This window comes from Streptomyces sp. CNP082, from assembly GCF_059570535.1.
This window is the reverse complement of the sequence record NZ_JCANSZ010000002.1, coordinates 33,537-52,981: the sequence shown is the minus strand read 5'-3', so window position 1 is coordinate 52,981 and position 19,445 is coordinate 33,537. Positions and strand designations below refer to the sequence as shown.

The following is a 19,445-nucleotide window of genomic DNA, read 5'->3' as shown; positions in this document are numbered from 1 at the left end:
CCCGGGGCGCGGTGGCGTCGCTCACAGTTCGGCGTTCGTGCTGCCGGGTCGTCGCGGCGGCGCGGTTACCCTGGCGTCGATCCCGTACCCCTGACCGCAGACGAGGCCGCACGTGTTCCGGACGATGCTGAAGTCCAAGATCCACCGCGCCACCGTGACGCAGGCCGACCTGCACTACGTCGGGTCGATCACCATCGACGAGGGGCTCATGGAGGCCGCGGACCTGCTGGCCGGCGAGCAGGTCGACGTCGTCGACATCGACAACGGCGCCCGGCTCACCACGTACGTCATCCCCGGCCCGCGGGGCAGCGGCGTGATCGGCATCAACGGCGCGGCGGCCCGGCTGGTCAGCCCCGGTGACCTCGTGATCGTCATCAGCTACGCGACGGTCGCGGACGCGGACGCGAAGGCGCTGCTGCCGCGGATCGTGTTCGTGGACGGCGACAACCGCCCCGTCCGGCACGGCTCGGACCCGGCCGAGGCGCTGCCGGGCACGGGCACGGTGCGGGGCGACTCCGTGGCCGGCGACTGAGCGGTCGTCACCCGGCGGGGCGGCCCCGCACCGCGGTCGGTGCGGCGGGCGGCGCATGGCCGCCCGCTGGCGTGCGTACGGGCCTCAGGGGCGGCCGGCCTCGATGTCCAGCGTGATCTTGATCGAGTCGCTCACCGCCGCGCCGGCCGCGCCGCCGGTCACGCCGAAGTCGCTGCGGCTGATCTCGGTGCTCGCGGAGAACCCGACGACCGTGCTGCCCTCCGGCCCCGGCGCGAAGCCGCCGAGCTCGGTCTCCAGGGTCACGGCGCGGGTGATGCCGCGCAGCGTCAGGTCGCCGTCGATCAGGTAGACGCCGTCCTTCTCGCGGATGCCGGTGGACTTGAACGTCATCTCGGGGTACCCCTCGACGTCCAGGAAGTCCGTGCTGCGTACGTGGTTGTCACGCATGTCGTTGCGCGTGTTGACCGAGGTGGTCTGGATGACCGCGTTGACCTCGGACTGCAGCGGGTCCTCGTGGGTCACGATCGTGCCCTCGACATGGTCGAACGTGCCGCGGACCTTCGTGACTCCCAGGTGCCGGACGACGAAGGCGACGTCCGAATGCACCGGGTCGATGGTCCACGTGCCGGTCTGGTAGGTGGGGATCTGGTCGGCGTGGGTAGCCATGGAGTACGCCTCTTCCGTAGCGGGTGCCCTCCACCGGGGGCAGGTGGTTGAAAGTTCACTCAAACCCTAGCACATGCTCTGGTTGAGGGCTCAACTATAGGTATGCTGGACGCATGACCGACGTACGCTGGCTCACCGATGACGAACAGCGGATATGGCGCCTCTTCATGAACGCCGTCCGCGACTTCAACGCGCATCTGGACCGCCAGCTTCGGCGTGACTCCGGGATGCCCGTGGCCTACTACGAGATCCTCGTGCACCTCTCCGAGGCCCCCGAGCGCAGCCTGCGCATGAGCCAGCTCGCCGAGCTGGCCCGCTCCTCGCGCAGCCGGCTGTCGCACGCGGTGGCGGCGCTGGAGAAGGCGGGGTACGTCTCCCGCTGCGCCACCGACGCCGACCGCCGCGGGTCCGTGGCACAGCTCACCGACGCCGGGTTCGGCGTCTTGGAGGCGGCGGCGCCCGGGCATGTGACGGAGGTGCGCAAGCACCTCTTCGACGTGCTCACGCCCGAGCAGCAGCAGATGCTCAGCGAGATCAGCGGCGCGGTGCAGGAAGGGCTGCGGCCGATCTGCCGGCAGGCGCTGGCCGAGGATGCGGAGGAAGCCGAGGACTGCGTGGAAGCGGGGGATGCCGGGGACGGGGCGGGGGAGGCGCCGGGCGGGGCTGCCGCCTAGGAAGCAGCTCCGGACGCCGTCCCGGAAGCCTGACGTGCGCCCCGGCGCTGCTGTCCGGGCCCGCCGCCGCGCGGGTGCCCGCCCCGCCGCCGGGGAGCGTGTCCGCCGGAGCGGAGCGGGCGGATGCGTACGGAACTACTCGGCCAGCGTCCACACCGCGTGCGCGAGCGCGTCGCTGTTGCGGTCCAGCGCCGTGTCGTTCACGTTCGACGTGGTGTCGCAGGAGCTGTGGTAGCACCGGTCGAAGGGCTGGCCGGCCGTGCCGCCCCACTTCGCCGCCTGTGCCGACGACTTCGTCGTGCTCGCGCCGGTGAACAGCCCGCCGACGGGCACGCCCGCGCTCTTGAACGCCGCGTGGTCCGACCGGCCGTCGCCCTCGGTCTCGATCTCGGTGGGGACGCCGAGGCCGGCGAAGTAGTCCTTGAAGACCGTCTCGATCTGCGGGTCGTCGTCGTAGACGAAGTACCCGGCGTTGGGCGAGCCGATCATGTCGAAGTTCAGGTAGCCGGTGAGCGCGGCGCGGTCGGCGGACGGCAGGTTGGAGACGTAGTACCGCGAGCCGACGAGGCCCAGTTCCTCCGCGCCCCACCAGGCGAAGCGCAGGTGCTCGCGCGGCTGGAAGCCCGACTCGGCGACGGCGAGCGCGGTCTCCAGTACGGCGGCGGAGCCGGTGCCGTTGTCGTTGATGCCGGGGCCCGAGGTGACCGAGTCGAGGTGCGCGCCGGTCATGAGGACCTGGTCCGCGTCGCCGCCGGGCCAGTCGGCGATGAGGTTGTAGCCGGTGCCGCCGCCCGCGCTGAACTGCTGGATCTGGGTGGTGAATCCGGCGGCGTCGAGCTTGCTCTTCACGTAGTCGAGCGAGGCCCGGTAGCCGGGGCGGCCGTGGGCGCGGTTGCCGCCGTTGGCGGTGGCGATGGACTGGAACTGCGACAGGTGCGCCTTGACGTTCGCGACGGGTATGTCCGGCGCCTGCTCGGGCGCGAGGCGCGCGGCGGGTGCGGCAGTCGCTGCGGGTGCGGCGGTCGCGGGCTGGGCGGTGGGTTCGGCGGCGGCCGAGACCGGCACAAGCAGCGCGGTCAGCAGCCCGCCGGCGAGCAGTGCGCCGGCCGGGCGTGACCCGAGGCGTACACGACGGAGGGGCATGAGTGCTCCCAACGGTGGGGGATTGTCGTGCACATGAGGCTGGCGGAGCTGATGAGGCCGCGTCAAGAAGCTATCCGGTCGCGCGGAACCGGATATCGGACGGGCAGGGGGTGCGTGCCGTACGCGGACGGGCCCGCCCCGCCCCCGCCGGCCGCCGGGTCCGTACGACCCCGCCGGCCGTCCTGACCGGCACCGGGCCCCCGCCGCCGTATTGTCTGGGGCTATGAACATCATGGGAGTCGACATCGGCGGCTCGGGCATCAAGGGCGCCCCGGCCGACCTGGACAAGGGCACCCTCGCCGAGGAGCGGTACAAGGTGCTCACCCCGCACCCCTCGGCCCCCGACGCCGTCGCCGAGGGTGTCGCCGCGGTCGTCGAGCACTTCGCCGGGCACGAAGGGCCGGTCGGCGTCACCTTCCCCGGAGTGGTCACCGACGGCGTCGTACGCAGCGCCGCCAACGTCGACAAGAGCTGGATCGACGTCGACGCCGCCGCCCTCCTCGGCGACCGCCTCGGCCGCCCCGTGCACGTCGTCAACGACGCCGACGCCGCCGGCATCGCCGAGCTGACGTTCGGCGCCGCCCGCGGCCGTACCGGCACCGTCATTGTGCTGACCTTCGGCACCGGCATCGGCAGCGCCGTCTTCACCGGCGGCCGGCTCGTCCCCAACACCGAGCTGGGTCATCTGGAGTTGCACGGCCACGAGGCCGAGAAGCGCGCCTCCGCCAAGGAGCGCGAGGACAAGGACCTGAGCTGGAAGCAGTGGGCGCACCGGGTGGAGCGCTATCTCGCGCACCTGGAGATGCTCTTCACGCCGGAACTGTTCGTCATCGGCGGCGGCGTGAGCCGCAAGGCGGACAGGTTCCTCGACGACATCACCGGCATCCGCGCCGCCGTCGTCCCGGCCGAACTGCAGAACAACGCGGGCATCGTCGGCGCCGCGATGGCCGCCGCAGCCGCGCACTGACGCCGCCGCTCCCGGGCGCTCCGGCCGCTCTCCCCTATGGTGAGGGGGTTCTGTACGCGGAGCGTAGGGGGAAGGTGGCCGTACGTGCTCGACGAACGGGCGGAGACGCCCGCGGAAGGCGGCGGCGCCCGGGGGCACGCGCCGCGTACCGACGCGGTGGTCTTCGGTGTCGCCGCCGCACTGACGCTGGCGTTCGTGCTCTGGGGCGCGGTGGCGACGGACTCCCTGGAGGACGCCTCCACGTCGCTGCTCAACGACACGATGCACTACGGCGGCTGGGCCTTCGTGCTCGCCGCCTCCGGCTTCGTGATCTTCGCGCTCTGGCTGGCCTTCAGCCGCTACGGCCGCATCACCCTCGGCCGGGAGGGCGAGCAGCCGGAGTTCCGCACCGTGTCGTGGGTGGCGATGATGTTCAGCGCCGGCATGGGCATCGGCCTGATGTTCTACGGCGTGAACGAGCCGCTGTCGCACTTCGCCTCGCCGCCGCCGAGCACGGTCGACGGCGGCGCCGGGGCCGCCGAGCGGATGGAGACCGCGATGGCGACCACCCTCTTCCACTGGACGCTGCACCCCTGGTCCATCTACGCCGTCGTCGGGCTCGCCATGGCGTACAGCGTCTTCCGCCGCAACCGCCGGCAGACCATCAGCGCCGTCTTCATCCCGCTCATCGGCGAGCGGCGGGCCAACGGCGGCATGGGCAAGGTCATCGACATCCTGGCCATCTTCGCCACCCTCTTCGGCTCCGCGGCCTCGCTCGGGCTCGGCGCGCTGCAGATCGGCAGCGGCGTCAAGGAGGTCGGCTGGACGTCGAAGGAGGTCGGCGAGGGGCTGCTGATCCTCGTCATCGGCGTGCTCACCGCCGCGTTCGTCGCCTCCGCCGTCTCCGGCATCGAGCGGGGCATCCAGTGGCTTTCGAACATCAACATGGTGCTCGCGTTCCTGCTCGCCGTCTTCGTCTTCGTCGTCGGCCCGACGATCCTCATCCTCGACCTGCTGCCGACCACCATCGGCTCGTACGTGGGCGACCTGCCGCGGATGATGGCGCGTACGGAGGCCAGCGGCGGCGAGGACGTCGCCGGCTGGCTGTCGGCCTGGACGGTCTTCTACTGGGCGTGGTGGATCTCGTGGACGCCGTTCGTCGGCATGTTCATCGCGCGTATCAGCCGCGGGCGCACCATCAGGCAGTTCATCGGCGGCGTGATCCTCGTCCCCAGCGTCGTGAGCCTGCTGTGGTTCTGCATCCTGGGCGGCACGGCGATGCGGCAGGAGGCCGAAGGGGCGGGCATCACCGAGGAGTCGACGCCCGAAGGGCAACTGTTCGCGGTGCTGAACGAGTACCCGATCGCCGGCGTCACCACGCTGCTGGTGATGGTCCTTGTCGGCATCTTCTTCGTCTCCGGTGCGGACGCCGCGTCGATCGTGATGGGTGCGCTGTCGCAGAAGGGGACGCTGGAGCCGGCGCGCGGCGTGGTCGTGGTCTGGGGTGTGCTGACCGGCTCCGTCGCCGCGGTCATGCTGCTGATCGGGGGCGGCGGGGACGCCGCGCTGACCGGGCTGAAGAACCTGACGATCCTCGTCGCGGTGCCGTTCACGCTGGTGATGATCGCGCTGTGCGTGGCGCTCATGCGCGACCTGCGGCACGACCAGCTCATTCTCATCGACAAGCGCGGCAAGCAGGCCGTCGCGACGGCGGTACGGGCCGGACACCGGCGCTACGCCGGCGAGTTCGAGCTGCAGATCCGCGGGCGCCCGAGCTGGCTGCGGGCCGGCCAGGGCGCGCCCCCCGGCACAGCCCCGGACACGGATACGGACACGGGCGGGGATACGGCTCCGGGCGCGGTGGAGGACGTCCGCCCGCCGGACGACGAGCCGCCCGCCGGCTGAAGGCGGTGGAGGCCGGGGTCCACCGACCGGTGGACCCCCGGTTCCACCGTCCGCGGCTGTCGGGGACAGGGCCCCGGTCGCGAGCATTTCCGGCATGAGAAAACTTCCCGTCCGCACGGCCCGTTGGAGCGCCCGGCACCCGTGGCGCGCGGTCGCCGGCTGGTTCGTCTTCGTCGCGCTCTGTCTGGCCACCGGCATATCCGTCGGCGGCAACCCCGCCACCACGGAGGACTTCTGGGTCGGCGAGGCCGGCCGCGCCGAACAACTGGCGACCGAGGGCGGCCTGCAGCGCACGCCCACGGAACACGTCCTCATCCGCGCCGAGTCCGGCGGTTCCCTCGACCCCGGCGCCGCCCGCGCGGCGGCCCGGGACGTCACCGCCCGGATGGAGAAGCTGCCCGAAGTGGCGTCCGTCGGCAGCCCCGTACGCGCGCAGGACGGCGGCGCGCTGCGCGTACCGGTCGTCATGAAGGGCGCCGAGCTGGACGGGAAGGAGAACGTCGGGCCGCTGCTGGAGCAGACGGAGAAGACGGCCGCCGCCCACCCCGGCGTCGTCGTCGAGGAGACCGGATCGCCCGCGATCAGCCAGGGCGTCAACGATCAGCGCGGCGAGGACCTGGCGCTGTCCGAGCGCATCGCCCTGCCCGTCACGCTCGTCACGCTGCTCGTCGTCTTCGGATCCGTCGTCATGGCCGGCGTGCCGCTGCTGCTGGCGCTCACCTCGATCGCCGCGGCACTCGGCCTGGCCATGGTCACCTCCCACCTGCTGCCCGACCCCGGCGTCGGCACCAACCTGATCCTGCTCATCGGCCTCGCCGTCGGCGTCGACTACACGCTCTTCTACCTCAAGCGCGAGCGCGAGGAACGCGCCCGCGCGGGCGGCCGGCTGTCTTCCGCAGCCCTTGTCGAACTGGCGGCGGCGACCGCGGGGCGGGCCATCGTGATCTCCGGTCTCGCCGTCATCGTCTCCACCGCCACCCTCTACCTCGCTACCGACGTCATCTTCTCCTCCCTCGCCACCGGCACGATCCTCGTCGTGGCCGTCGCCGTCGCCAGCTCCCTGACGGCGCTGCCCGCGCTGCTCGTGCTCATCGGCCGCCGCACCGAACGGCGGGCCGAGCGGCGCGCCGCGCGCCGGGCCGCGCGCGGCGGCGACCGGCGCCCGCGGCGCGAACGCCCCGAGCACGGGCGGGTCTTCGCCGCCCTGTTGCGGCCCGCGCAGCGCCGCCCCGCCGCCACCCTGGTCGTCGCCGTGCTGGCCATGCTCGCGCTCGCCGCGCCCGCGCTCGGCATGAAGCTCGTGGACCCCGGCAAGGACACCTTCTCCCGCGACATCCCCGCCATGCAGACGTACGACCGGCTGACCACCGCCTTCCCCGAACTGAAGGTGCAGCATGAGGTCGTCGCCCGGGCCCCCGCGGAGCGCGCCCCCGAGGTGCGGCGGGCGCTGGCCGACCTGGGCCGGCGGGCGTCGGCCGACCCGCTGTTCGTCCAGGACGCCGAGCCCGCGGTACGCACCTCCCCGGACGGCCGGACCAGCGTGCTCGTGCTCTCCGTACCGCACTTCGCCAACTCCCAGCCCGCGAAGGACTCCCTGGAGCGCCTGCGCGACGACCACCTGCCCGCCACCGTCGGCAAGCTCACCGGCGTCGAGACCGCCGTCAGCGGCGACGTCGCCCGCGGCGTCGACTACGTCGAGCACGAGCGCGGCAAACTGCCGCTGATCATCGGCGCCCTGCTGCTGCTCACCTTCGTGATGACGGTGATCGCGTTCCGCTCGGTGGTCATCGGGCTGGTCGGCGTCGCGCTGAACCTGCTCTCCGCCGCCGCCGCGCTCGGCGCGCTCGTCCTCGTCTTCCAGGGCACGTGGGCCGAGGGTCTGCTGGACTACGACTCGATGGGCGCGATCGCCTCCCGCGTGCCGCTGTTCCTCTTCGTCATCCTCTTCGGGCTTTCGATGGACTACCAGGTCTTCGTGGTCAGCCGGATCAAGGAGGCCAGGGACGCGGGGATGCCGGCGCGGGAAGCGGTGACCGCGGGCATCAGCGCGTCGGCGAAGGTCGTGACCAGCGCGGCGATCGTGATGGTCACCGTGTTCGCCGGGTTCGTCGCGCTGCACCTGACCGAGATGAAGCAGATGGGCTTCTGCCTGGCGCTCGCCGTGCTGCTCGACGCGGTGGTGATCCGGATGATGGTGCTGCCCGCGGCCCTGCTGCTCCTCGGCGAGCGGGCCTGGTGGCCGGTGCGGCGCCGCAGGCCCGCCGCGGCAGGGCCGGTGGCGCGTACGTTGGAGAACGTACGCTGACCAGCATGCTCCCTCGACCACGGCGCGGCGACCCCCTCTGGATCTGGATGCTCCACGGCTGGGACGTCTTCTCCTGGGCGATCATCGGTCTGCTGACCCTGATCACGATCCTGGGAGACGTCCCGGCAGGTGACCGGTACGGGTCGCTGGCGCTCGTGGCCGTCCTCGGCCTGGCCTACGGAGTCGTACGCAGCCGCCCCGGGAACCCGGTGCGGCTCGCGTACGGCTACCTGGTCCTGCTGATCCTCGTCCTGGGGTGGCTGTCGTGGCTCCGCGACGGCTTCGGAGCGCTGTACACGGTGACGCTGTCCCACTTCGTGATCTTCGTGGACAGCCTGCGGGCCGCCGTCCTCTACAGCGGCCTCGGCGCCGTCGCGATCACCCTCGGCGGCGCGCTGCGCGAGGGCTGGAGCGTCGACAGCGTCACCACCAACGCCCTGTCGTCCCTTGCCGTCTACGCGGTCAGCGTCGTGCTCGCGCTGCTGACCCCCCGGGCACTGGCGGTACGCGACGAGCGCGCCAGGCTGCGCAGCCAACTGGCCGACGCCGAGGAGCGGCTGGTGGAGGCGCAGCGGCGGCAAGGCGCCGCCGAGGAGCGGGAGCGTATCGCCCGGGAGATCCACGACACCCTCGCGCAGGGCTTCGCGTCGATCGTCGTGCTCGCCGAGGCGGCGCGCGCCGGTCTCGCCGACGAACCCGACAGGAGCGCACAGCAGTTGCAGTCCATCGAACGCACCGCCCGCGAGAACCTCGCCGAGGCCCGGGTCCTCGTCGGCGCCGCCCCGCGCAGCGGCGTCGCCGCCGGCTCCGTCGCCACTACGCTGCGGCGCACCCTGGACCGCTTCGCCGAGGACACCGGGCTCGTGGTCGAGGCCGAGCTGCCGGACGTCGACTGCGACCAGCCGACCCGGATCGCGCTGCTGCGCTGCACGCAGGAGTCGCTGGCCAACGTGCGCAAGCACGCGCGGGCTTCGACGGTCGGGGTGGTGCTTGCGGCGGGCCCGGAGGGGGTCGAGCTGGAGATCACCGACGACGGGAAGGGGTTCGTGCCGGGGGCGGTGGGACGGGAGGCGGCCGGTGGCGCCGGGCGGGAGGAGGCCGCACCGGCCGGGGGCTTCGGGCTGGACGGGATGCGCCGGCGGCTCGCCGAGTTCGGCGGCGAGCTGACCGTCACCAGCTCGCCCGGCGAAGGCACCCGCATACTCGTCACCGTGCCCACGGCCGGGCTCACCGCGGACGGAACCCTCCCGGACGGGACGCGCGCGGACGGGACCCGCGCCGACGAGACCGCCGACGAGACCGCCGACGGGACCTTCGCGGACGGAACGCGCACGACCGGACTCGCCACGGACGGACAGGTCTGACATGACGACGCCCATGCCCATACCCACGCCCGCCACGCCCCTTCGCGTCATCGTGGCCGACGACCACACCGTGATGCGCGCCGGCCTCGTCGCGCTGCTCGCCGCCGAGCCCAGCATCGAGGTCGCCGGCGAGGCCGGCGACGGCCGCGAGGCCGTCTCGCTCGCCGCCCGCCTCGACCCGGACGTCGCCCTGCTCGACCTGCGGATGCCGCTGCTCGACGGCGTCGGCGCCACGGCCGCCATCGTCGCGGAGGCCGCGCGCACCCGGGTGCTGATCCTCACCACGTACGACACGGACACCGAGATCGAGCGCGCGGTCGAGGCCGGCGCCACCGGCTATCTGCTCAAGGACGCCACCCGCGCCCAACTCGTCGACGCCATCCACGCCGCCTCCCGCGGGGAGACGGTCCTGGCGCCCCGCGTCGCCCAGCGGCTGGTCGCCAAGATGCGCAGCCCGGCCCCGGTGACGCTCACGCCGCGCGAGTCCGAGGTGCTGGCGGGGGTGGCCGAGGGGCTGTCGAACGCGGAGATAGGCAAGCGTCTGTTCATCGGCGAGGCCACGGTGAAGACGCACCTGCTGCGCATCTTCGCCAAGCTCGACGTCAGCGACCGCACCCGCGCGGTCGTCGTCGCCCTGGAGAAGGGCCTGCTGCCGAGCCGTTGAGACCCGGCGCCTCCCGATCCCCCTCCCGGCGCAGCCCCTTCCCGGTTCCGCGTGCCGCGCGCACAATGCGGTCGAGACCGTCGCCGCCCGGAAGGCAGGGACCCGTGAGCCGACGCCGTACCGCTTCTCCGTTACGCACCTTCGCCACCGGCACCGTCCTCGCGGTGCTCGGCGCGCTGCTGACCCTCCTCGCCCCGCCCGCCTCCGCGCAGCGCGCCGCCGCGGCCGAGCTGCGCGGCGGCGACGCGCTGTACGGGGCCGGGTACTCCTGCACGCTGGGCTTCAACGCCGTGGCAGGCGGCGCCTCGTACGGCATCATCCCCGGCCACTGCGCCACTGTCGGCGACTCGTGGGCCGCCGACGTGGAGGGCAGCCGGGTGTCCGTCGGCCAGACCGCGGGGTCGAGCTTCCCCGGCAACGACTACGGCGTCATCCGCTACACCAACACCTCCGTGTCGTACCCCGGCGAGGTCAAGGGCGCCGGCGGCACGCCGGTGGACATCACCGGCGCCGTCGACCCGTCACCCGGCATGGCGCTGTGCCACTACGGGCGGGTCACCGGCTACCACTGCGGCCTGCTCCAGCAGATCGGCGTCACCGTGAGCTACCCCGACGGCGTGGTCACCGGCCTCTTCCGCGCCGACATCTGCTCCGAGCCCGGCGACACCGGCGGCCCCGCGTTCTCCGGCGGCAGGGCCGTCGGCATCATCGTCGGCAGCACCGGCGACTGCACCAGCGGCGGCACGACGTACTACCAGCCCATCAGGGAGATCCTGTCGGCCTACGGGCTCACGCTGCCGTAGCCGCGGGCGTACGGGCGAGGAGGCCGCGCAGCGCGGCGGCGACCTCGTCCGGCGCCTCCTCGGCCATGAAGTGGCCGCAGGTCACGGTGGCGTGCCGCAGGTCGGGGGCCCAGGCGCGCCACAGTCCGGCGGCGTCGTAGCCGAGCGCGGCACCCCAGTCCTGCTGGAGGACGGCCACCGGCATCCGCAGGCGGTTGCCGGCGTCGCGGTCGGCGCGGTCGTGCTCGACGTCGGCGCCCGCGGACGCCCGGTAGTCCGCCACGATCGACGGCACCGCGGCGCGCGACGCCGCCAGGTACGCGGCGCGTACGTCGGCGGGGATGGCGTCCCCGCCGCCGGACCAGGCGTCGAGGAAGTGGCCGAAGAACGCGTCCGGGGCGGCGGCGATCATCTCCTCGGGCAGGCCGGGCGGCTGCGCCATGAGGTACAGGTGGAAGCCGACCGCCGCCGACGCCCCGTGCAGCACGTCCCACATGTCGAGCGTCGGCAGCACGTCCAGGCACGCCAGGTGGGTGACCGCATCGGGGTGGTCGAGCCCGGCGCGGAACGCCACCAGCGCGCCGCGGTCGTGCCCCGCCAGCGCGAAGCGCTCGTACCCCAGCGCGCGGGCCAGCGCCACGACGTCGTCCGCCATGGTGCGCTTTGCGTACGTGCCGCCGCCCGGCCCGCCGGCCGCCTCCGCCGGTTTGTCGCTGGCGCCGTAGCCGCGCAGGTCGGGGCAGACGACCGTGTGGTCGGCGGCGAGGCGGGCGGCGACGTGCCGCCACATGAGGTGGGTCTGCGGGAAGCCGTGCAGCAGCACGAGGGGGCTGCCGTCGGGATTGCCGCCGACGGCGGCGCTGAGGGCGACGCCGCCGGCGACGGTCACGCGGCGGTAGTCGAAGCCGGGGATGCGGGGTGACATGGGGTTTCCCTTCGTAGCCGATTCGTAGCCGATCGCTGTCCTCAGCGTGCGCGGCGCGGATGAGCAGCGGATGAGCGCGCTGTACGGTGGCGCCCGGCGGGCCCCGGGCGGGCGGGTGCCGGGAGAGGTGGTCGGTGGTGCGGGTCCGGTTCGGCGTGCTGGGGCCGGTGACGGCGTGGGGTGCGGACGGTGGCGCGGAGGGCGGCGAGATCGCGCTGAAGGGGCCACGGCACCGGGCCGTGCTGGCCCGCCTGATCGTCGCGCGCCGCCGCGTCGTCCCGGTCGGCCTGCTGGTCGAGGACCTGTGGACCGACCCGCCCGCGGACGCCGTGGGGGCGGTACGTACCTTCGTCGCCGCGCTGCGCCGCGCCCTCGAACCCGAGCGCCCGCCGCGCGCGCCCGCGCGGCTGCTGGTCACGCAGGGCCCGGGCTACGCGCTGCGCGCCGAACCGGACGCCGTCGACGCCTGGCGCTTCGAGACGGCGGTGGCCGGCGCGCGGACCCTGCCGCCGCGGGCCGCGGCGGCGAAGCTGGAGGAGGCCCTGGGCTGGTGGCGCGGGCCCGCGTACGCGGAGTTCGCGGACCTGCCGTGGGCCCGTACCGAGCGCTCCCGCCTCGCGGAACTGCGCCTCGTCGCCGTCGAGTTGCACGCGGAGGCCCGGCTGTCCCTGGGCCGCGCCGCCGAGACGGCGGCGGACCTGGACGCGCACGTGGCCGAGCACCCCTGGCGCGAGGGCGCCTGGCGCCTGCTGGCGCTGGCGCTGTACCGCACGGGCCGCCAGGCCGACGCGCTGGCGGTGCTGCGCCGGGCGCGCACGATGCTGGGCGAGCAGTTGGGCGTGGACCCGGGCCCGGCGCTGCGCAGGCTGGAGACGGACATCCTGGCGCAGGCGGACCACCTGGAGGAGCCGGGCGGGGAGGGCGGCGGTGGCGGGGGCGAGGAGGCGCGGCGGGTGTGGGCCGAGGCGGCTGCGGCGTACGACCAGGCGGTCGCCGGGGGTGCGCGCGCCCGGCTGGAGTCCACCGTCGGCCTGCTCCGCAGCCTCGCCGTCACCGGCGGCGGCGGGCTGCAGGCCGCCCGCCGGCACCGGGTGGCCGCCGTCGAGGCGGCCGAGGAGTCGGGCGACCCGGAGCTGACCGCCCGGGTCATCGGCGCGTACGACGTCCCCGCCAACTGGACCCGCGTCGACGACCCCGAGCAGACGGCGCGCGTCGTGGCCGCGGCCGAACGCGCCCTCGCCGCGCTGCCGCCCGCCGAGCACGCCGCCGTACGGGCCCGGCTGCTCGCCACCGTCGCCGTCGAGTCCCGGGGCACCCGCTCCGAGCGGGGCCCGCAGGCCGCCCGGGAGGCGGAGCGGCTGGCCCGCGGCCTGGACGATCCGGCGCTGCTGGCGTTCGCGCTGAACGGCGTGTTCATGCAGACCTTCGAGCGCACCGGCCTGGCCGCGGAACGGGACCGGACCGGGGCCGAGCTGGTCGGGCTCGGGGCCCGGCACGGGCTCGTGACGTACGAGGTGCTGGGCCACCTCATCCGGCTGCAGGCCCGCGCCGCGCTGGCGGACTTCCCCGGCGCCGACACGCACGCCGCCGCCGCGGACCGGCTCGCGGCACGCCACGAGCTGCCGCTGGTCGGGGTGTTCACCACCTGGTACGCCGCCCTCCGCCGCACCGAGACCGGCACCGCGCCCCTCGCCGAAGCCGAGGCCGCCTACCGTGCCGCCGCCCGGCGGCTCGACGGGGCCGGGATGCCCGGACTGGAGCGCGGGCTGCTGCCGTTGGCACTGCTCTGCCTCCGGCTACGGCACGGCCTCGCCGCCCCAGTCGACCCGCCCGCCGCCACCGCTACCGACTGGGGCCCGTACAAGCCGTGGGTACGGCCCCTCGTGCTGCTGGCCGAGGGGCGCCGCGCCGAGGCCGCGAAGGCGCTGCGCGCCGTGCCCGAGCCGCCGCGCGACCTGATGCAGGAAGCCCTGTGGTGCCTCGTCGCGCGGGCAGCCGTCGAACTCGGCGACCGCGAGACGATGGCGCGCGCCCGCGACCGGCTCGCGCCCGCGGCGGCCGAACTGGCCGGCGCCGGAACCGGGCTGCTCACGCTCGGCCCCGTCGCCGGTCACCTCGCCGCGCTCACCGCGGCCCTGGGCGGCACCCCGCCCCCGGCATCCCCGTCGTAGCTTTTCCTCGCCGCCGGTCATGGCTGACGGGCCGGTGCGTGCGCCTCATGCGCACTCTGTTGCGTGAGCGGCATCACTGCTAGGTTGCGGACGTCCGGGGGCCTACCGCACAACCCCAAGGGGTGTGTGATGCCGAAGTGGCAGAGGTACGTCCGAAACGCGGCCCTGTTACAGGTGAGAAGAGGCCCGACGCCACGGCGGCGGGGCATGGCCGCCGGGACGGCGGTCCTGGTCCTGGCTCTGGCCGCGGGGTTCTCCGCCCCGGCCACGGCCGACGACATCGACGTGCGGGACGCAGCCGCCTCCGCGGGGATACCCGAGAGAGCTGACGAGGGCCGGCGGCAGGTCACGCTCATCACCGGCGACCGCGTGGTGCTCAACGCCCGGGGCGAGGTCAGGGGCCTGATACGCGCCCGGGGCCGCGGAGACGTTCCGGCCCGTGTGCTGCGGAGCGAGGACGGCACCCATGTGATCCCGGCGGACGCGCAGCCGCTGATCGCGGACGGTTCGCTGGACCGCCGCCTGTTCAACGTCACCGAACTCAGCCGCGAGCCGTACGGCACCGACGAGGAACTGCCGCTCATCGTCGTCTACGAAGACGACGCGCGGGCGGAGGACACCCGCGCCGGGCTCTTCGCCGCGGCGGAGGTCCCCGCTCCCGAAGACACCACGGAGCTGGCGTCGATCAACGCCGAGGCGATGACCGTCGACGCCGGGGACGCGGCCGGTACCTGGCGGGCGTTCACGCGGCGCGACGGCGACCGGACGACGCTTGCCGCGGCGCCCGGCATCGCCGCCGTCACGCTGGACGGCGCCGTCCGGGCGAGCCTGGACGAGAGCGTGCCGCAGATCGGCGCACCGGAGGCGTGGGCCGCCGGCTACGACGGCGAGGGCACCACGATCGCCGTTCTCGACACCGGCGTCACCGCGAACCACGAGGACGTCGCGGACCAGGTCGTGGCCGAACGGAACTTCAGCGAGTCCCCCGACACGGAAGACCGCTCCGGGCACGGCACTCACGTCGCCTCCACCGCCGCCGGCACCGGCGCGCACTCCGGCGGCACCTACACCGGCGTCGCCCCCGGCGCCCGGCTGCTCGACGGCAAGGTACTCGGCGACGACGGCCGGGGCTTCAACTCCGACATCATCCAGGGCATGGAGTGGGCCACAGGCCAGGGCGCCGACGTCGTCAACATGAGCCTGGGCGGCACCGCAGGCACCGGGATCGACCCGATGGAGCAGGCGGTCAACACCCTCTCCGCGGACACCGGCGCCCTCTTCGTCATCGCCGCCGGCAACGACGGCCCCGCCGAGTCCACCCTCCACAGCCCCGGTACCGCGGACGCCGCGCTGACCGTCGGCGCGGTGGACGGCTCCGATCAGCTCGCCGACTTCTCCTCGCGCGGCCCGCGGCTGCGCGACGGCGGAGTCAAGCCCGACGTCACCGCCCCCGGCGTGGACATCGGCGCCGCGGCGTCCCCCGGCAGCAGGGTCGAGGAGGAGGGCAACCCGGTCGCCGACGGCTACGTCGCCATCTCCGGCACCTCCATGGCCACCCCCCACGTCGCCGGCGCCGCCGCCATCCTCGCCCAGCGGCACCCCGACTGGACCGGCGAGCAGCTCAAGGCCGCGCTCGTCGGCTCCGCCAAGCCGGGCGACCACACCCCGTTCCAGCAGGGCACGGGCCGCATCGACATGCCCACCGCCATGGACCAGACGATCGTCACCGAGGAGGTCTCGCTCAACTTCGGCCTCGCCGAGTACCCGCACGACGACGACGAACCGATCACCCGGGAGCTGACCTACCGCAACCTCGGTGAGGAGGACGCCACCCTCCAGCTCTCGGCCGAGGCCACCGGCCCCGGCGGCGACGCCGCGCCGGCCGGCACGTTCACGCTGAGCGCGGACGAGGTGACCGTCCCCGCCGGCGGCACCGCCACCGTCGAGGTCACCGCCGACACCACCGTGCCGCAGGTCAACGGCGCGTTCTCGGTGGCCGTCACCGCCACCGACGGGCAGCAGACAGTCCGCACCGCCGGGGCCGTGGAGCGCGAGCAGGAGATGTACGACCTCGCCCTGGAGGTCACCGGCCGGGACGGCGGCACGTCCGGGAACTGGTCGGCCAGCCTCTCCGTCGGCCAGATCTCGGGGTGGCTCGACCTCACGCCCGGCTCCCCGGTGCGGGTGCCACCCGGCGACTACGTGCTGGACGTGGCCGTCTTCACCGGCGGCGGAGAGACGGACTTCGCCGGCGTCGACTGGCTCGTCCAGCCGCGGCTGACCGTCGGCGAGGACACCACCGTGACCGTCGACGCCCGGGACGCCGAGCCGATCGACGTCACCGTGCCGGACGCCCAGGCGGAGCGGACCGAGACCAGCGTCTCCTTCGAAGCCCTCACGTACGAGCCCCCCGGCGCGTACGTGTCGCTCAGCATGCTCGGCGGCCCGGCGCCGGAGGGCCTGCACACCGCGCAGCTCGGCGCGCTGCCGCAGGACTGGGAGATGACCTCCCTGGTCCGCACCGACTGGGCCGGGGACAACCGCGAGTACCACACGGCCGATGTCCTTGAAGGCGGCTTCCACACCGGGCTGGCCCAGGAGGTCACGCGGGACCAGCTGGCGCAGGTCACCCTCGGCGAGGGCGCGACCCTGCCGGACCGCACCGGCAGGCTGCTGGTGGCCGGCGACCGCTTCGCCGTGGGCACCAGCCAGCACGCCTACCACCCGCTGCCGCGCACCACGGAGGTGTTCGTGCAGGCGGACACCGGCATCGGATGGGCCATGGAACTGCGGCAGGCCGACGCCGAGTTCACCGACGACTCGGTCTACACCACCGGCTACCGGGCCTACGAGGCAGGGAAGGAGTACCGGGAGACCCTCAACGTCGGCGTCTTCGGCCCGATGCTGGGGGAGTACGACGGCCTGCGCCGGTTCCGCGAGAGGATCTACGGCGCCGTCAACCCGCTCACCGACGGCGCCGGTCACCTCGGCGACGGGGCCTACACGTCCGCCGCCACCACGCTCTACCGCAACGGCGAGGAGTACGCCACGGCCGACGACATCATCGACTACGCCTCCTTCACCGTCCCCGACGATGAGGCGGAGTACGAGCTGGTCACCACCCTCACCCGCGACTCGGGCGTGAGCACCGAGATCACTGCCTCCTACACCTTCACCTCCGCCGCCCCCGGGCCCCAGGATCAGCAGGACGTCCCCCTGCCCACGAGCGCGGTCCGCTTCGCCCCCGAGCTGACGCTGGCGAACACCGGCCCGGCAGGCTCCACCGTGCCGGTGCCCGTCACCGTGCAGGGCACCGGGGGCGACCTCACCGTCTCCGTCTCCTACGACGGCGGCGAGACCTGGGAGGAGGCACCGGTCGAGGGCGGGGCCGTGAAGGTCACCAACCCGGCCGCGGGCGGCACCGTCTCCTTCCGCGCAACGGTCGAGGCGGCCGACGGCAGCGCCACGACCCAGACCGTCATCGACGCCTACCGAACCGCCTAGCCGGCCGTCACGCCCGCAGGCCCGACCGGCCGGCCCGGCGCGCCCTCATGACCACGCAAGGGCGCGCCGGGCCGCCGGCTCAGAGCCGGACCTCGCGGCGGGTGTCTATGCCCGTTCCGTACTGCGGATCGCGGCCGGGGACATGGACCTCCCAGCTCACCGCCCGGGCCCGGTAGAGGCGCAGCCCGGCGTCGCCGCTCAGCTCCGCCGGCCGGAACCGCGTCGCCGCGGGGTCGACGGCGCCGCCGAAGGCCTCGTCGCACGCCGCCGCGAGTTCTGCGGCCGGCACCTCCGCAGCCGTGGCGCCGACGTAGACCGCGCGGCCGGCGCCGATCGGGGCGGTGGAGTCGTAGACGACGAACTCGACGCCGGGCCGGGCGGCGACGTTGGCGGAGTGCCGCGCGTGGGGTGAGGAGACCCAGTAGAAGGTGCGGTAGCCGGCGTGGGTGAAGAACACCGGCGAGACCCGTGGCCGTCCGTCGGCTTCCGTGGTGCCCAGGGTGAGATAGCGGTTCGCGTCGAGCACGCTGCGCGCCATCCCGGCCAGGTCGTCGGGGAGTGTCACGGCTCTCCTCCTTCACTGTCAGCGGTCGCCCTCGACCACTGACGGCGAAGGTATCGGACACCACTGACAGCCGCCGCGCGCTCAGCACTGGGTACGGGTGCGGGGCGGCCCCGCTCAGCCGGCCCCGCTCAGCCGGCGCCGCTCGTGCGCTTCCGCTCCCGGTACGCGGTGACGTGCGCGCGGTTGCCGCAGCTCCTGGCGTCGCAGTACCGGCGCAGCCCCGGACGGGAGGCGTCGACGAAGACGTGGGCGCAGCCGGCGCCTTCGCAGATCCGCAGCCGCCCCGCGCCGCCGTCGGCGATCGCGGTGAGCAGCGCGACCACGCACGACGTGCCCACCCGCTCGCCCAGCGGCGCCCGCGGGTGGGTGTAGCGCCAGTGCCAGCCGCCGTCGCGGTCGGCGAGCTGGGGCTGTGCGCGCAGCTCGCGCAGGAGCGCGTTGAGGTCGGCGACGGACTTGTGCACCGGGGTGCTGCCGAAGACGAACCGCAGCCGCGGCCGGAGGTGCCGCAGCCGCTCCAGGTCGGCGGCGGACACGGTACGGCCGACGTCCCAGCCGTGCCGGGTCAGGAGCCCGGCCGCGTCCTCGGGGGTGCGCAGCCGGTCCGTACCGGTGATGACGTCCAGGCTGTTGACCAGGTCGACGGCCGTGAGCGCGGCCTGCCCCGTGTAGTCACTTACGGCCATGGAGACTTCCGTTCGTACCCGTGAGCGGGCCGGCGCGTCACGCGATGCCCAGCGCCGCCCGCCCCGCGAGGACCACGGCGGTGTGCCGCGCGACCCGCCGGCCGAGGTGGTCGGCGGTGGCGATGTCGGCCTTGTGCACGGAGACGGTGCCGAGGTCGCTCCTCGTGGCTGCGGCGGCGCCGTGCTTGGCGCCGCCGGGGCGGTCGGGGCCGTTCTTGCCCTCGTGGCCGGCGTGCCAGCCCGGGGCGAGGCCGAGGTTGACCCAGTGCATCTGGTGCTGGGCGGCGAGCGTGGCGAAGTACCGGAGCGTGACCTGCTTGTCGCCGGTCCTGCACGACGAGTGGGTGAACCCCGCCCCGATCTTGTCCTTCCAGGACTCGGTACCCCAGCGGGTGCTGGTCGCCTCGGCGAAGGCGTGGAACGCGCCGGACGCGGACCCCATGAGCGTCGGCGCCCCGAACACGATGGCGTCCACGGCGTCCAGGGTCTCCCAGTCGCCCTCCCCCATCTCCTCGACGGGCACCATGGTCACCGCGGCGCCCTCCGCCTCGGCGCCGGCCCTGACGGCCTGCGCCAGCACGTGCGTATGGCCGCGGCGCGAGTGGTAGGCGATCGCGATTCCGGGTGACGTGTCCATCGAGTGTCTCCTGAG

General features: G+C 74.0%; 16 protein-coding genes. 10 read left to right on the top strand and 6 right to left on the bottom strand.

All coding sequences use genetic code 11. From position 1 onward, the window contains the following. Positions 1–112 precede the first annotated feature (112 nt). A complete protein-coding gene (gene panD, locus B124_RS01800) occupies positions 113–532 on the top strand; it encodes an aspartate 1-decarboxylase (protein WP_496500810.1) in 420 nt (139 codons plus the stop codon). A gap of 84 nt (positions 533–616) precedes the next feature. Here panD and B124_RS01795 read toward each other — a convergent pair whose 3' ends face one another. Next, complete coding sequence (locus B124_RS01795) at positions 617–1,159, bottom strand: YceI family protein (RefSeq protein WP_496500809.1); 543 nt, start codon at positions 1,157–1,159, stop codon at positions 617–619. A 113-nt stretch (positions 1,160–1,272) separates the two neighbouring features. Here B124_RS01795 and B124_RS01790 point away from each other — a divergent pair, with 113 nt between their 5' ends. Beyond that, positions 1,273–1,833, top strand: coding sequence for a MarR family winged helix-turn-helix transcriptional regulator (locus B124_RS01790; RefSeq protein ID WP_496500808.1), 561 nt, complete (start codon positions 1,273–1,275; stop codon positions 1,831–1,833). 135 nt (positions 1,834–1,968) lie between these two features. Here B124_RS01790 and B124_RS01785 read toward each other — a convergent pair whose 3' ends face one another. Continuing rightward, positions 1,969–2,976: a M28 family metallopeptidase gene (locus B124_RS01785; RefSeq protein ID WP_496500807.1), complete on the bottom strand. Its 1,008-nt coding sequence runs from the start codon at positions 2,974–2,976 to the stop codon at positions 1,969–1,971. Between the two features lie 223 nt (positions 2,977–3,199). Between B124_RS01785 and ppgK the strand changes: the two genes are divergently transcribed. From ppgK to B124_RS01755, 6 genes are all read left to right on the top strand, one after another. Continuing rightward, positions 3,200–3,943 (top strand): polyphosphate--glucose phosphotransferase, encoded by a 744-nt coding sequence (gene ppgK / locus B124_RS01780; protein ID WP_496500806.1) that lies wholly within the window; start codon positions 3,200–3,202, stop codon positions 3,941–3,943. An 84-nt stretch (positions 3,944–4,027) separates the two neighbouring features. After that, positions 4,028–5,827, top strand: a complete 1,800-nt coding sequence (locus B124_RS01775) for a BCCT family transporter (protein WP_496500805.1) — start codon at positions 4,028–4,030, stop codon at positions 5,825–5,827. Between the two features lie 94 nt (positions 5,828–5,921). Then, a complete protein-coding gene (locus B124_RS01770) occupies positions 5,922–8,132 on the top strand; it encodes an MMPL family transporter (protein ID WP_496500804.1) in 2,211 nt (736 codons plus the stop codon). 5 nt (positions 8,133–8,137) lie between these two features. Beyond that, positions 8,138–9,496, top strand: a complete 1,359-nt coding sequence (locus B124_RS01765; protein ID WP_496500803.1) for a sensor histidine kinase — start codon at positions 8,138–8,140, stop codon at positions 9,494–9,496. A 13-nt stretch (positions 9,497–9,509) separates the two neighbouring features. Further along, positions 9,510–10,160, top strand: a complete 651-nt coding sequence (locus B124_RS01760; protein ID WP_496500802.1) for a response regulator — start codon at positions 9,510–9,512, stop codon at positions 10,158–10,160. 104 nt (positions 10,161–10,264) lie between these two features. Then, positions 10,265–10,963 (top strand): S1 family peptidase, encoded by a 699-nt coding sequence (locus tag B124_RS01755; protein WP_496500801.1) that lies wholly within the window; start codon positions 10,265–10,267, stop codon positions 10,961–10,963. Here B124_RS01755 and B124_RS01750 read toward each other — a convergent pair. Then, positions 10,950–11,867: an alpha/beta fold hydrolase gene (locus tag B124_RS01750; RefSeq protein ID WP_496500800.1), complete on the bottom strand. Its 918-nt coding sequence runs from the start codon at positions 11,865–11,867 to the stop codon at positions 10,950–10,952. The genes B124_RS01755 and B124_RS01750 overlap by 14 nt on opposite strands. Before the next feature lie 137 nt (positions 11,868–12,004). Here B124_RS01750 and B124_RS01745 point away from each other — a divergent pair, with 137 nt between their 5' ends. After that, entirely contained in the window at positions 12,005–14,038 is a 2,034-nt protein-coding gene (locus tag B124_RS01745) for an AfsR/SARP family transcriptional regulator (protein ID WP_496500799.1), read from the top strand. Positions 14,039–14,245: 207 nt separating this feature from the next. Further along, the gene (locus B124_RS01740) at positions 14,246–17,542 is read left to right on the top strand and encodes a S8 family peptidase (RefSeq protein WP_496500798.1); all 3,297 of its coding nucleotides are present in this window, start codon (positions 14,246–14,248) and stop codon (positions 17,540–17,542) included. A gap of 79 nt (positions 17,543–17,621) precedes the next feature. Here the strand turns inward: B124_RS01740 and B124_RS01735 are convergent, their stop codons facing one another. From B124_RS01735 to B124_RS01725, 3 genes are all read right to left on the bottom strand, one after another. Next, positions 17,622–18,107, bottom strand: coding sequence for a pyridoxamine 5'-phosphate oxidase family protein (locus B124_RS01735; RefSeq protein WP_496500797.1), 486 nt, complete (start codon positions 18,105–18,107; stop codon positions 17,622–17,624). A 128-nt stretch (positions 18,108–18,235) separates the two neighbouring features. Continuing rightward, positions 18,236–18,793, bottom strand: coding sequence for a CGNR zinc finger domain-containing protein (locus tag B124_RS01730; RefSeq protein ID WP_496500796.1), 558 nt, complete (start codon positions 18,791–18,793; stop codon positions 18,236–18,238). Between the two features lie 37 nt (positions 18,794–18,830). After that, entirely contained in the window at positions 18,831–19,430 is a 600-nt protein-coding gene (locus B124_RS01725; protein WP_496500795.1) for a flavodoxin family protein, read from the bottom strand. Positions 19,431–19,445 lie beyond the last annotated feature (15 nt).